Annotated in this window: 13 protein-coding genes; 10 read left to right on the top strand and 3 right to left on the bottom strand. The window is 72.9% G+C overall.

The features are described from left to right. Nucleotides 1–6 precede the first annotated feature (6 nt). A complete protein-coding gene (locus ABT171_RS36155; protein WP_351250648.1) occupies nt 7–408 on the top strand; it encodes a VOC family protein in 402 nt (133 codons plus the stop codon). On the opposite strand, the gene ABT171_RS36150 is transcribed toward ABT171_RS36155, so the two are convergent. Then, nucleotides 391–1,077 carry a helix-turn-helix domain-containing protein gene (locus ABT171_RS36150; RefSeq protein ID WP_351250647.1) on the bottom strand — a complete coding sequence of 229 codons (687 nt, stop codon included), beginning with the start codon at nt 1,075–1,077 and terminating at the stop codon, nt 391–393. The genes ABT171_RS36155 and ABT171_RS36150 overlap by 18 nt on opposite strands. A 47-nt stretch (nt 1,078–1,124) precedes the next feature. Further along, a complete protein-coding gene (locus ABT171_RS36145; RefSeq protein ID WP_351250646.1) occupies nt 1,125–1,964 on the bottom strand; it encodes a VC0807 family protein in 840 nt (279 codons plus the stop codon). A 146-nt stretch (nt 1,965–2,110) separates the two neighbouring features. Here ABT171_RS36145 and ABT171_RS42030 point away from each other — a divergent pair, with 146 nt between their 5' ends. Continuing rightward, nucleotides 2,111–2,323: a hypothetical protein gene (locus ABT171_RS42030; protein WP_503077967.1), complete on the top strand. Its 213-nt coding sequence runs from the start codon at nt 2,111–2,113 to the stop codon at nt 2,321–2,323. Nucleotides 2,324–2,582: 259 nt separating this feature from the next. Here ABT171_RS42030 and ABT171_RS36135 read toward each other — a convergent pair whose 3' ends face one another. Then, complete coding sequence (locus ABT171_RS36135) at nt 2,583–3,776, bottom strand: YihY/virulence factor BrkB family protein (RefSeq protein ID WP_351250645.1); 1,194 nt, start codon at nt 3,774–3,776, stop codon at nt 2,583–2,585. Nucleotides 3,777–3,907: 131 nt separating this feature from the next. Here ABT171_RS36135 and ABT171_RS36130 point away from each other — a divergent pair, with 131 nt between their 5' ends. The 8 genes from ABT171_RS36130 to ABT171_RS36095 all read left to right on the top strand — a co-directional run bounded on the left by ABT171_RS36130 (nt 3,908) and on the right by ABT171_RS36095 (nt 12,224). Beyond that, on the top strand, nt 3,908–5,545 hold the full coding sequence (locus ABT171_RS36130; RefSeq protein ID WP_351250644.1) for an acyl-CoA dehydrogenase family protein: 1,638 nt from the start codon (nt 3,908–3,910) through the stop codon (nt 5,543–5,545). A 288-nt stretch (nt 5,546–5,833) separates the two neighbouring features. Then, nucleotides 5,834–7,120, top strand: a complete 1,287-nt coding sequence (locus ABT171_RS36125; RefSeq protein ID WP_351250666.1) for a GAF domain-containing protein — start codon at nt 5,834–5,836, stop codon at nt 7,118–7,120. Nucleotides 7,121–7,295: 175 nt separating this feature from the next. Further along, nucleotides 7,296–8,630, top strand: coding sequence for a hypothetical protein (locus tag ABT171_RS36120; protein WP_351250643.1), 1,335 nt, complete (start codon nt 7,296–7,298; stop codon nt 8,628–8,630). 76 nt (nt 8,631–8,706) lie between these two features. After that, a complete protein-coding gene (locus ABT171_RS36115) occupies nt 8,707–9,279 on the top strand; it encodes a GNAT family N-acetyltransferase (protein ID WP_351250642.1) in 573 nt (190 codons plus the stop codon). A 139-nt stretch (nt 9,280–9,418) separates the two neighbouring features. Next, entirely contained in the window at nt 9,419–9,502 is an 84-nt protein-coding gene (locus tag ABT171_RS36110; protein WP_309486338.1) for a putative leader peptide, read from the top strand. Between the two features lie 126 nt (nt 9,503–9,628). Further along, nucleotides 9,629–11,329 carry a nitrite/sulfite reductase gene (locus tag ABT171_RS36105; RefSeq protein ID WP_351250641.1) on the top strand — a complete coding sequence of 567 codons (1,701 nt, stop codon included), beginning with the start codon at nt 9,629–9,631 and terminating at the stop codon, nt 11,327–11,329. Continuing rightward, the gene (locus ABT171_RS36100; RefSeq protein ID WP_351250640.1) at nt 11,326–11,517 is read left to right on the top strand and encodes a hypothetical protein; all 192 of its coding nucleotides are present in this window, start codon (nt 11,326–11,328) and stop codon (nt 11,515–11,517) included. The genes ABT171_RS36105 and ABT171_RS36100 overlap by 4 nt, the downstream gene beginning before the upstream one ends. Continuing rightward, the gene (locus tag ABT171_RS36095; RefSeq protein ID WP_351250639.1) at nt 11,514–12,224 is read left to right on the top strand and encodes a phosphoadenylyl-sulfate reductase; all 711 of its coding nucleotides are present in this window, start codon (nt 11,514–11,516) and stop codon (nt 12,222–12,224) included. Before ABT171_RS36100 ends, ABT171_RS36095 begins: the two co-directional genes overlap by 4 nt. Nucleotides 12,225–12,229: the final 5 nt, after the last annotated feature.

Here is a 12,229-nt window from a genome sequence, read left to right as displayed (position 1 = left end):
GGCCGCATGACTGCACAATTCGCCGTGATCGGCGTGGTGACTTCCGACATGGCAGCCTCGCTCGCCTTCTACCGTCGTCTCGGGCTCGTCTTCCCCGAGGGATCCGAGGAGCAGCCGCACGTCGATGCGGAACTGCCCGGGGGACTGGTCTTCACCCTGGACACCGAGGACACCGTCCGTTCCTTCTCCCCCGGCTGGCGGCCACCCGAGGGCGGCGGTCGCATGGGGCTCGCCTTCCGCTGCGGCTCGCCCGCCGAGGTCGACGCCCTGTACGAGGAGCTGGTGGCCGCCGGGTACCACGGGGAGCTCAAGCCGTGGGACGCGTTCTGGGGTCAGCGGTACGCCACCGTGCACGACCCCGACGGCAACGGCGTCGACCTGTTCGCTCCGCTACCCGCCGCCGAGTAGCTCCCCGAGCGGCATACCCGCCAACTCCCGCACCTCACGGGTGAGGTGGGGCTGGTCCGCGTACCCCACGCGGACGGCCGTCTCGGCGTACGGCGTCCCGGAGCGGGCCAGCGCCAGCGCCCGCTGCAGACGCAGGATGCGGGCCAGGGTCTTGGGGCCGTAGCCGAACGCGCCCAGGCAGCGGCGGTGCAACGTGCGGGTGCTGATGCCGAGTTCGGCGGCCGTGGCGGACACCGGGCGGCCCTCGTCCAGACGCTCCACCAGCCGGTGCAGCAGCGGGTCGGGGGCGGCGGTCCGCTCGGCCTGCTGCAGGGCGATGTCCTCCAGCGCCGTCGCCGGGTCGGGTGCCGCCGCTACGCGGTCGCGCAGCCGCCGGACCCGGGCGGCGGGCCAGAGGTCGGCCAACTCCACCCGCAGGTCCCGCACTTCGTGCGCGGGCACACCGAGCAGGGCGGGCGCCGTACCGGGGAAGAAGCGGACGCCTGCCCAGAAGCGCGGCGGGCCCTTGGGGACGTAGGGGCCGGTGTCGGGGCCCGCGACCAGCAGCCGGCCCCCGCTCCACAGCAGGTCCATGCAGCCGTCGGGCAGCACGGGGCCGCCACCGGCGCCCTCCGGGGTGTTCGTCCACACGATCGCGCCGGTCAGCCGGGACGCCCGCTCCGTGTACACGGGGCCAGCGTACGTCGCCGACGCCGCCGGGCGGCGCGACCGCCGACTCAACTCGGGCGCCGGGCCGGGGACACCGGGGGCGCCGGGGTGCGTATCGCGCCGTTCCCCGCTGCCCGCCGGCCCACGGGCGGATCTGCGGCGCCGCCCCCGGTGCCGGGGGCTCCGAGCAGCGGAAGACCGTGCCGGGTGCGGAAACGGCGGGCGTAGGCGGCGGTGACCGCTGCGGCCAGGGCGAGCAGCACGAGCGAGAGGACGCGGCTGAGCAGCGGCACCACGTCGGTCGGCAGTGTGGCGGCGGCGAGTGTGCCGATGCCGCCGTCGAGCAGCTGCTCGGCGCCCCAGACCACGGTCAGGACGCGCAGACCCCGGCGGAACTCGGCAGAGTCCTGCCACATCCCCGCCCGTATCCGGGCTGCCGGACCCCTGTGCAGGCGCTGTCCCAGCTGGAAGGCCAGCGGCCTGCCGGTGAAGCCGGTGCCGAGCACCCAGCCGCCGACCACGAGGGACAGCGCCGCGTCCTTGAACAGCAGGATCCGGGTGCTGCCACCGATCAGGGTGGTCAGTGCGGCGGCGGCCAGCAGCACGGTGAAGAACAGGTCCATGCCGTCTATGCGGCGCTGCCGGACCGCGCCGGTCACCAGACGCAGGGCGGGTGGCGCGCCGCTGAGCAGCAGGGCGGGGGCCTGTCCGGCGCCGAGGGCGCGGGCCGCGTAGTAGACGAGGAGCGGCAGGAGGATGTCGACGGCGATCGACAGCAGCGGGCCGTGGACCGACCCGCCCGTCCGCGCCTTCGTGGCTGTCCCCGTGTTCGCACCCGTGTTCGCACCCGTGCTCGCTCCTGTGCGCGGCCACCGCTTCCGGCCCGTCGTGTCCGCCACGTCCACCATGCCGTCCTCCTCCTCGCCCCGCGCAATGCCCGCTGCCCGACAGCACCGGTCTGCGGAAAACGCTAGGTGAGGGGCAGTGCGGGGCGGATCGGAGCACGGGTGGAGAGACGGGTGGAAGCGGGGTGGAACGCCGCGTCACTCACAGGGTGGAGACCCGTTCCCCTCAGCCCTCGGGGCCGGGCCCCGCCGTAGCCGACCTGGCCCGCGATGGTGCCGAGGGTGAGGTCGGTGTCGCGCAGCCGGTCGGCGGCGAGGGCGAGCCGCCGGTGTCCGGCCGGTCAGGCCGGACACCGGCGGGAGCACCGGGCCCGCAGGGCGCCGCCCGGGAGACGGCAGCAGCCGGGGCCTGGACGGTCTGACACATGCGGGGCGGCAGCAAAAACACCTGAGAGGTCTGACGGCGGCGCGGGGCCGCTCACCCAGCCCCGGACGATCCGACGCCAACGCGCCGCGGCAGCCAGAACCTGAAGGGTCTGACGGCGACGCGGGGCCGCTCACCCACCCCTGGACGATCCGGCAGACACCAACACGCCGCGGCAGCCGGAGCCTGGGCGGTCTGACTTCGACGCGGCCGTTCGCCGGGCCCGTACCGCAGCCGTGAGGCCCGCGGCGCGTGCCTTATTCGTCCGGCTCTGCCGTCCCCTCCGGCCCGCTGTCCCCGCCCGGCTCGTGCGGGTGCCGGCCGTTGGCCTTGTGGGCGTGGTGGGGGTGCTTGGGGTGGGTGCGCAGGCGGGAGGTGACGTCTTCCGGGGGCAGGAAGCGGGACCAGCGCTCGGGGAACTCGGAGGGCATGTCGGGGTCGTCGGGGTCGGTGTCGCGGGCCGACGCGGCCCGGGCGGCGTACTCGGCGGCCTGGGCCTCGCGGACCCGTTCGTTGGCCGCACGGGCGGCGGCCGTGGCGGCGGCGGGCCAGACCCGGTCGATGGCGGCGTTCACGGCCGCGCCGACGAGGACGGCGAAGGCCGCCACACCGATCCACAGGAGTACGGCGACGGACGCCGCGAGGGAGCCGTAGATGGTGGCGCCCTCGATGGTGTGCACGAGGTAGATCCGCAGCAGGAAGCTGCCGAGGACCCACATGGCCAGGGCGACGAGGGCGCCGGGGACGTCCTCGATCCACGGGGAGCGGACCGGCACGGAGACGTGGTACAGGGTCGTCAGGAAGGCGATGGACAGGACGATGACGACCGGCCAGTACAGGACCTGCACCACCGTCTCCGACCAGGGCACCACGCGCACCACCGCGTCGGGGCCCGCCACCATCAGCGGCAGTGCCACCGAGCCGATCAGCAGCGCCACGATGAACAGCAGGAAGGACATCATCCGGGTCTTGACGATGCCCCGGACGCCGTCGAGGCCGTACATGACGGTGATGGTGTCGATGAAGACGTTCACGGCGCGGGAGCCGGACCACAGGGCGAAGACGAAGCCGATGGAGATGACGTCGGGCCGGCCGCCCTTCATCACGTCGTGCAGGATCGGCTGGGTGATCTCCTTCACGCCCTTGTCGGACAGGACCGTCCGCGAGGCGTCGAGGATGTTGGTCTCCAGGCTGCGGATGGTGTGGGCGCCCGTCCAGCTGTCGACGTAGGCGAGCAGCCCGATGAGGCAGAGCAGCAGCGGCGGCACGGACAGCAGCGTGAAGAAGGCCGCCTCGGCCGCCAGGCCCAGGATGCGGTACTCCATGCAGGAGTTGACGGTGTCCTTGAGCAACAGCCAGGCGGTCCGGCGTTTGGAGACGTTCCGGTAGAGGGCTCTGGCCCGGTGGAGGCGACCGGCGGGCCGCTCGGGGGGTTCGCTTGCTGGCTGCACGACCCAAAGGTATCCGCAGCACGGGACCGCCCTCACCTTCCGGGGCGAGTGACCGCATCCGGCGCGCCCGGCGGCGCCGCTGTGCCACGCTGGAGGCCATCACCGCCGCCGTCCCGGGTAGGTTCCCCATCATGGCAGGCCTCTCCACCCACACCGTGACGAACCAGCCGCCCCCGCTGGTCGGCTACGACGTCTTCGCCGCCGACCGGGCCCTCGTGGCGGCCGTCGAGCGGCACACCGGTCCGGACGTGCTCGACGAGGTGCGCGCGGAGCTGTCCGCGCTGGGCCGTGCCGCCGGTTCGACGCAGGTGCAGGAGTGGGGGGCGCAGGCCAACGAGCACCCGCCCCGGCTGCGTACCCACGACCGGTACGGCCACCGGATCGACGAGGTCGACTTCCACCCGGCCTGGCACCGGCTGCTCGGCAAGGGTGTCTCGGCGGGGCTGACCGGGGCCTGGATCCGGCCGTCGGGGCACGTGCGGCGGGCCGCCGGGTTCCTGGTCTGGACGCAGGCCGAGGCGGGCACCTGCTGCCCGCTGTCGATGACGCACGCGGCCGTGCCGGCGCTGCGGAGCGACCCGGCGCTCGCCGCCGAGTGGGAGCCGCGGCTGACGTCCACGGTCTACGACCGGGAGCTGCGGCCCGCGGGGCGGAAGGCCGGCGTGCTCTTCGGTATGGGCATGACCGAGAAGCAGGGTGGCAGCGACGTCCGCGCGAACACCACCGAGGCCCGGCCGCTCGCCGAGGCCGGCACGTACACGCTGACCGGGCACAAGTGGTTCTGCTCGGCACCGATGTCGGACGGGTTCCTGGTGCTCGCCCAGGCTCCGGGCGGTCTCACCTGCTTCCTGGTGCCGCGCGTCCTGCCCGACGGCAGCCGCAACGTCTTCCTCGTCCAGCGGCTGAAGGACAAGCTGGGCAACCGTTCCAACGCCTCCGCGGAGGTGGAGTTCGCCGGCACCTGGGCCCGCCGGGTCGGGGAGGAGGGCCGCGGGGTGCGGACGATCATCGGGATGGTCGCGGCGACGAGGCTGGACTGCGCGCTGGGCTCGGCGGGCCTGATGCGGCAGGCGGTGGCGCAGGCGATCCACCACTGCGCCCACCGGGAGGCCTTCGGCGGCCGGCTGCTCGACAAGCCGCTGATGCGCAACGTCCTCGCCGACCTGGCGCTGGAGTCCGAGGCCGCGACCACGCTCGCGCTCCGGCTCGCGGCCGCGTACGACGACGGCGGCGAGCAGGAGCGTGCCTTCCTGCGGCTGGCGGTGCCGGCCGCCAAGTACTGGATCACCAAGCGGTGTGCGCCCGTCGCGGTGGAGGCCGCGGAGTGCCTGGGCGGAAACGGTTACGTCGAGGAGTCGGGCCTGCCCCGGCTGGTCCGGGAGTCGCCGCTGAACTCCATCTGGGAGGGCGCCGGAAACGTCCAGGCGCTGGACGTGCTCCGGGCGCTGCAACGGGAGCCGGGCGCGCTGGACGCCTGTCTGACCGAGATCGGCCGGGCACACGGCGCCGACCACCGCCTCGACCGCGCCGTGAAGGGCCTGTTCACCGAACTCGCCGACCTGGACGCCGTCGAGGGCCGCGCCCGGCGGCTCGTGGAGCGCCTCGCACTGGTGCTCCAGGGTTCGCTCCTGGTCCGGCACGCCCCGCCGGAGGTGGCGGACGCCTTCTGCGCGTCCCGCCTGGGCGGTGACCACGGCGCGTCGTTCGGCACCCTGCCAACGGCCCTGGACCTGGCGTCGATTGTGGAACGAGCACGCCCCGGACGGTGAAACGCGGGCCGAGCGGCGTCATCCGCGAAGCCTGCCGGACCCCTGGCGGGAGTGGTGCTGCGCCGACACGGCACCACCCCCGCTCCGCGTCAAGTCTCGGCCACCCTCCGACCGTCCACCAGGGTTGCAAGGGGTTGCAACTTGTCGGGGCACGTGCGCGGAGTGTGTGCCTCCGGCCTGTCCGGAGCGGCAGTATGAGAGGCACAGCCGGACCGGAAACCGCCGCCCGGACGGCTTGACAACTCTGTTCGACGCCTTTCCGGGAGGACCCCCGTGGCGAACCCGCCGATGAACGTGGCGCGCCTGGCCGCCGTGGACGCGACACAGGCGGCGCGGCTGCTGAGCGAGGTACGCGACGCCACGCTTGCCGGTCGACGTGCGAGGATCGCGCCCCGGCCGGTGATCGAGCAGTCCTGGGGCCGGATGCTGCGCAGCGGTGTGGATCCCGACCGCGACTTCAGGTCCGGGCTGCTGTCCTTGGAGGAAGTGCGGCGGCGGCGCGAGGAGTCACCGCTCCGGCATGTCCTGCCGGTGCTGCGTGAAGGTCTGCTTTCGGTCGCCGATGTGGCCCAGCACATCATGGTCGTGGCGGACGCCGAGGGGCGGGTGCTGTGGCGGGAGGGGGCCCCGCCGGTGCTGCGCAGGGCGGACGGTCTGGGCTTCGAACTGGGCGCGGACTGGCGGGAAGACGTCGTCGGCACCAACGGGGTGGGCACTCCGGCGGTCGTACGACGGCCTGTCCAGGTCTTCGCCGCCGAGCACTTCGTCCGCTCGCACACCTCGTGGACCTGCACGGGTGCGCCGATCACGGACCCGAGGGACGGGCGGCTGATCGGTGTCGTGGACGTCAGCGGCCCGCTGGAGACGATGCATCCGGCGACCCTCGCCTGGGTGGACTCGGTGGCGAAGCTGGCCGAGGCGCGGCTGCGGGAGCTGCATCTGAACGCGCTGGAGCGGCTGCGGTCGGTGGCGGCTCCGGTGCTGGCCCGGCTGGACGGGCGGGCCCTGGTGGTGGACCGGGACGGCTGGACGGCGGCCGTGTCGGGGATGCCGTACGTGCGGCGTGTGGCGTTGCCCAAGTCGCTGGCGCCGGGCCGCCGGTGGCTGCCGGCGCTGGGTTCGTGCGCGGTGGAGCCGCTGGCCGGGGGCTGGTTGCTGCGGGTGGCCGAGGAACCGCTCGGTACCGTCACCCGGATCGTGCTGGACCTGGCCAGGCCGGGCCGCAGTACGCTGACGGTTTCGGGGTCAGCGGGGCCCTGGTCACGTGAACTCAGTCCGCGGCACGCCGAGTTGCTGTATCTGCTCGCCGCCCACCGGTCCGGCCGCGGTGCGGCGGCGCTGGCCGGGGATCTGTTCGGGGATCCCTCACGCACGGTGACGGTACGGGCTGAGATGTCCCGCATCCGGCGCTATTTCGGGGACCTCCTCCAGCACCGGCCGTATCGTTTTCGCGAGGACGCGGAGATCGAGGTGCTGCTCCCCGACGACCCTCGTGACCTGCTGCCTTCCTCCACGGCGCCGGCGATCACGCGGTGCCGTACGGCCGCGCGGGGCGGTGGGCCCGCGGCTCGGTGAGCCCCTCTTCCGCGGATGTGCGGGGTCTTCGCCCTGCGCGCGCCGTTACTGCCGTAGCATCCCCTAGGGGCCTCTCCGGTTGACCACTGCTCCAACGTACGGATCATCAGGCACAGTTGGAGTGTCGGCGGCCGGCGCGCACCGGTGGCGAAGGAGCCCTGGAAGAGGGGACGAGATGAAGCATCGCGGCAGACATCGCCGGCGCAGGCGGGGCGCTGCACTGCGCGCGGTCCTGACCGGGACCGCGCTGGCGCTCACCGCGGCCGCCACCCTGATCAGCGTCTCGCAGGCGGGTGTCACCGACAGTCCCGGGGCGCTGCGGCGGCTCTCCTCCCCGGCGGAGACCGGCCGGCTGCGGCTCCAGGAGCACCTGGTGCCCGCCCGCACGCTGAACCGGCTCTCCGCCGCGATGGGCCGTCCGGTCGGGGTGGACGCCGTCCTGGCGAGCGCCGACCGCGGGATGCGCGAGTCCGCCGGCTGCTCCTCCGCCGACCGCGCGTCCCTGCCCGTCACCCCGGCCGCCACGCGCGCCTACTGCTGGGACCCGGCCGACTCCGCGGGCACGGCGTGGCGGCCGGCGTCGGTGACCACGTCCGGGGACGCGGACGACGACGGCGTCTGGGGCACCCACCGGGTCGTCCTCGCCGGCTGGACCCACAGCGCCGCCACCGGCCGCGCCGACGAGCGGGGTCTGGCCAGGGTGGCCTTCGTGAACGCCGACGACCCCGCCCACCTCGCCTACCGCTGGGTGCTGCTGGTGGTGCCGGTCGACGGCGGCCGTGACTACCGGGGGCTCGGCTCCGGGATGTCCGGGATGGTCTGGTACCAGCACAAGCTGCTGGTGACGGCCAGGGCGGGCGGCGCCGACGCGCTGTATGTCTACGACCTCGACCGGATCCAGCGCACCAGCGTCGACGGGCCCGCGATCGGCCGGGTGTCCGGCGGCTGGTCCGCCGACGGCTACCGGTATGTGATGCCCGCGGTCGGCTCGTACCGCTTCACCGCGGGCCGCTGCGCCCGCTCCGGGCCGCCCTGTCCCGGCGCGCTCGCCCTGGACCGGGGCACGGTGCCCGACAGCCTGGTCGCCGCGGAGTGGACCGCGCCGGACGGGGACCGGAACGCGCGGCTGTGGCGGTATGCGTTCAGCACGGATCCCGCGCGCGGCGGGCTGCTCGCCACGGATGCCGGGGGGCGGGTGACGGCGGTGGAGGCGTACCGGACGCGGGCGGCCGGGATCCGGGGTGTGCTGTCGTACCGGCAGCCCGGGGCGGAGCAGTCGTCCTGGTATGTGGGACGTCTGCCCGGTTCGGGAGACGGACACGGTGGCCTGTGGCGGCAGGACTCCACGGGAGCGAAGGCCGCGCACTGCGGCGCGGACGCCTCGCACCGCTGCTGGGCGCAGTCGGCGGGGTCGCTGTCCTACTGGCAGGAGACGGGGGAGGTGTGGTCCATGTCCGACCGCATGCTCTTCGCCCTGCCCCTGCGCGACCTGGACCGCACCCTGAGCTGACCCGGCCGCCGCCCGGCCTGTCCCCGTCGGGCCGGCCGATCGACAGGGCAGGGGCCGGGATGGTTCCCTGGCCCGCATGAGCAGCGTCCCTGTCACCACCTGGTCCCTGGAGCAGACCTCGCCGGCCGATCTCCTGGCCGCCGCCGCGCCCGAGGGCGACGTCCGGGTTCTCCGTGCCGAGGTGCCCTCCCCCGAGTTCAGCCGTTTCCTGTACGCGTCGGTCGGCGGCGACCTTCGCTGGACCGACCGGCTGGGCTGGACGTACGCGCGGTGGCGGGAGCATCTGGACCGGCCCGGCGTGGAGACCTGGGTGGCCTACGACCGGGCCACCCCGGCCGGCTATGTGGAGCTGGACCCGCAGGACGAGGGTGTCGTCGAGATCGTCTACTTCGGTCTGCTGCCGGCCTTCCGGGGCCGGCGCATCGGCGGGCATCTGCTGTCGTACGGCACGGCGCGTGCCTGGGACCTGGCCGAGCGGTGGCCGCAGCGGACACCGACGAAGCGGGTGTGGCTGCACACCTGCAGCCTGGACGGCGAGTTCGCCATGGACAACTACCTGCGGCGCGGCTTCAGGCTGTTCGACACCAAGGTCGCGCTGGAGCCGGAGGTCGCGGAGCCGGGGCCGTGGCCCGGGGCCTACCCCGCCTGATAGCCCGTCCGACCTGGCGGGACAAGTCTTCCGGCAGCGTATGTGAGCGACAACACCCTTGTTCCACATTCCGGGACAAGGGTGTCCGCATGATGGATAAAGCTGGACTGTGTCCAGATCGCCGTGACACGCTTCCGTCATGTCCGGAACTGGAATTGCCTTGGTGAGTCGGCGGCACGTCGACCTCGGCCGCATGTCCAGCGCCATCTGTCCGGCGAGCTGAGCCTCCAGCACCGCCGCGAACCCCCCGTACCTGATTCTCCTTGCGCAAGGACGCGCACGCCTGCCCGCGTGCGCGCTTCTGTGCAGGTCAGAGCTGATTCCCACCGGTCCCGAAGGACGTAGAACCATGGCCGCCACTCCACCGAAGCCCGCCGCCTCCGCGCCCCGCCGCAAGGTGAGCCGTCACCGTGGTGAGGGTCAGTGGGCCGTGGGTCACTTCACCCCGCTCAACGGCAACGAGCAGGTCAAGAAGGACGACGACGGTCTCAATGTGCGGACACGCATTGAGACGATCTATTCCAAGCGCGGCTTCGACTCGATCGACCCCGGCGACCTGCGCGGCCGGATGCGCTGGTGGGGGCTGTACACCCAGCGCAAGCCCGGCATCGACGGCGGCAAGACCGCCGTACTGGAGCCGGAGGAGCTGGACGACCGCTACTTCATGCTGCGGGTCCGCATCGACGGCGGCGCGCTCACCACGCGGCAGCTGCGCGTCATCGGCGAGATCTCCCAGGAGTTCGCCCGGGGCACCGCGGACATCACCGACCGGCAGAACGTCCAGTACCACTGGATCCGGATCGAGGACGTGCCCGAGATCTGGGACCGGCTGGAGGGCGTGGGCCTGTCGACCGTCACCGCCTGCGGTGACACCCCGCGTGTGATGATCGGCTCCCCGGTGGCGGGCATCGCCGAGGACGAGATCATCGACGGCACGCCGGCGCTGGAGGAGATGAAGCGCCGCGTCCTGAACAACAAGGCGTACTCGAACCTCCCCCGCAAGTTCAAGACGGCCATCTCGGGTTCGCCGCTGCTGGACGTCGTGCACGAGATCAACGACGTCGCGTTCGTCGGTGTACGGCACCCCGAGCACGGCCCGGGCTTCGACGTGTGGGTGGGCGGCGGCCTGTCCACCAACCCCAAGCTGGGCGTGCGGCTCGGCGCGTGGGTGCCGGTCGACGAGGTCCCGGACGTCTACGAGGGCGTCATCTCGATCTTCCGCGACTACGGCTACCGCCGGCTGCGCAACCGGGCCCGCCTGAAGTTCCTCGTCGCCGACTGGGGCGCGGAGAAGTTCCGGCAGGTGCTGGAGGACGAGTACCTGGGCGGGCGCAAGCTGGTCGACGGGCCCGCTCCCGAGCAGCCGGTCCAGCAGTGGCGCGACCACATCGGGGTGCACCGGCAGAAGGACGGCCGGTTCTACGTCGGTTTCGCCCCGCGTGTCGGCCGCGTCGACGGCGCCACGCTGACGAAGATCGCCGACCTCGCGGAGGCGCACGGCTCGGGCCGGGTCCGTACCACCGTCGAGCAGAAGATGATCGTCCTCGACGTCGAGCAGGACAAGGTCGACTCGCTGGTCGAGGGTCTGGAGGCGCTGGACCTCACCGCCCGGCCGTCGTCCTTCCGGCGCGGCACCATGGCCTGCACCGGCATCGAGTTCTGCAAGCTCGCCATCGTCGAGACCAAGCAGCGCGGCTCCACACTGATCGACGAACTGGAGCGCCGGCTGCCGGACTTCGACGAGCCGATCACCATCAACCTCAACGGCTGCCCGAACGCCTGCGCCCGTATCCAGGTCGCGGACATCGGTCTCAAGGGCCAGCTGGTCCTCAACGACCGGGGCGAGCAGGTCGAGGGCTACCAGGTGCACCTCGGCGGCGCCCTGGGCCTGGAGCCGGGCTTCGGCCGGAAGGTGCGCGGCCTGAAGGTCACCGCGGACGAACTGCCCGACTACATCGAGCGGGTGCTCAAGCGGTTCCAGGCGGAGCGCGAGGACGGCGAGCGGTTCGCGGCCTGGGCGTCCCGGGCTTCCGAGGAGGTGCTGTCGTGAGCGAGCGTGCCGCGCCGTTCTACTGCCCCTACTGCGGCGACGAGGACCTGCGTCCGAGCGAAGCTCTGGAAGGCAGCCACGGCTCCTGGGAATGCGGGGCGTGCAACCGCGCATTCCGGCTGAAGTTCCTCGGGCTGCTCGCCCGGGGCCTTCGGCGAGCCGACAACGGAGGGGACCGCACGACATGACGACGGCTCAGGAAGAGCGTACGGCCGACGAGTTGAAGGCGCTCGCCGAGCAGGCGGGCCGTGACCTGGAAGACGCCTCCGCGCTGGAGATCCTCCAGTGGGCGGTCGACACCTTCGGCGCCGGGTTCTGCGTCACCTCCTCCATGGAGGACGCCGTGGTCGCCCATCTCGCCTCACGCGTGCGCAAGGGGGTGGACGTCGTCTTCCTCGACACCGGTTACCACTTCCCGGAGACCATCGGCACCCGCGACGCCGTCGAGGCCGTGATGGACGTCAACGTCATCACCCTCACGCCGCAGCAGTCGGTCGCCGAACAGGACGCGGAGTACGGCCCGAAGCTGCACGACCGCGACCCGGACCTGTGCTGCAGGCTGCGCAAGGTGCAGCCCCTGGAAGAGGGGCTGAAGGGCTACCAGGCCTGGGCGACCGGCCTGCGCCGCGACGAGTCCCCGACCCGGGCGAACACCCCGGTCGTCGGCTGGGACGAGAAGCGGCGGAAGGTCAAGGTCTCCCCGATCGCCCGCTGGACGCAGGACGACGTGGACGCCTACGTCGCCGAACACGGTGTGCTGACCAACCCGTTGCTGATGGACGGCTACGCCTCGATCGGCTGCGCCCCCTGCACCCGCAGGGTCCTGGAGGGCGAGGACGCGCGCGCCGGCCGCTGGGCCGGGCGGGCCAAGACCGAGTGCGGGCTGCACGGATGACGAAC

Source organism: Streptomyces sp. NPDC001851 (assembly GCF_040297165.1).
GTDB lineage: Bacteria > Actinomycetota > Actinomycetes > Streptomycetales > Streptomycetaceae > Streptomyces.
This window is presented reverse-complemented; position numbering and strand designations above follow the sequence as displayed.

Excerpts from the sequence above, each read along its gene's own strand:
- ABT171_RS36155 (WP_351250648.1), top strand. The coding sequence starts at position 7 with ATGACTGCACAATTCGCCGTGATCGGCGTGGTGACTTCCGACATGGCA.
- ABT171_RS36145 (WP_351250646.1), bottom strand. The coding sequence starts at position 1,964 with ATGGTGGACGTGGCGGACACGACGGGCCGGAAGCGGTGGCCGCGCACA.
- ABT171_RS36130 (WP_351250644.1), top strand. The coding sequence starts at position 3,908 with ATGGCAGGCCTCTCCACCCACACCGTGACGAACCAGCCGCCCCCGCTG.
- ABT171_RS36125 (WP_351250666.1), top strand. The coding sequence starts at position 5,834 with ATGAACGTGGCGCGCCTGGCCGCCGTGGACGCGACACAGGCGGCGCGG.
- ABT171_RS36120 (WP_351250643.1), top strand. The coding sequence starts at position 7,296 with ATGAAGCATCGCGGCAGACATCGCCGGCGCAGGCGGGGCGCTGCACTG.
- ABT171_RS36115 (WP_351250642.1), top strand. The coding sequence starts at position 8,707 with ATGAGCAGCGTCCCTGTCACCACCTGGTCCCTGGAGCAGACCTCGCCG.
- ABT171_RS36110 (WP_309486338.1), top strand. The coding sequence starts at position 9,419 with ATGTCCGGAACTGGAATTGCCTTGGTGAGTCGGCGGCACGTCGACCTC.
- ABT171_RS36105 (WP_351250641.1), top strand. The coding sequence starts at position 9,629 with ATGGCCGCCACTCCACCGAAGCCCGCCGCCTCCGCGCCCCGCCGCAAG.
- ABT171_RS36095 (WP_351250639.1), top strand. The coding sequence starts at position 11,514 with ATGACGACGGCTCAGGAAGAGCGTACGGCCGACGAGTTGAAGGCGCTC.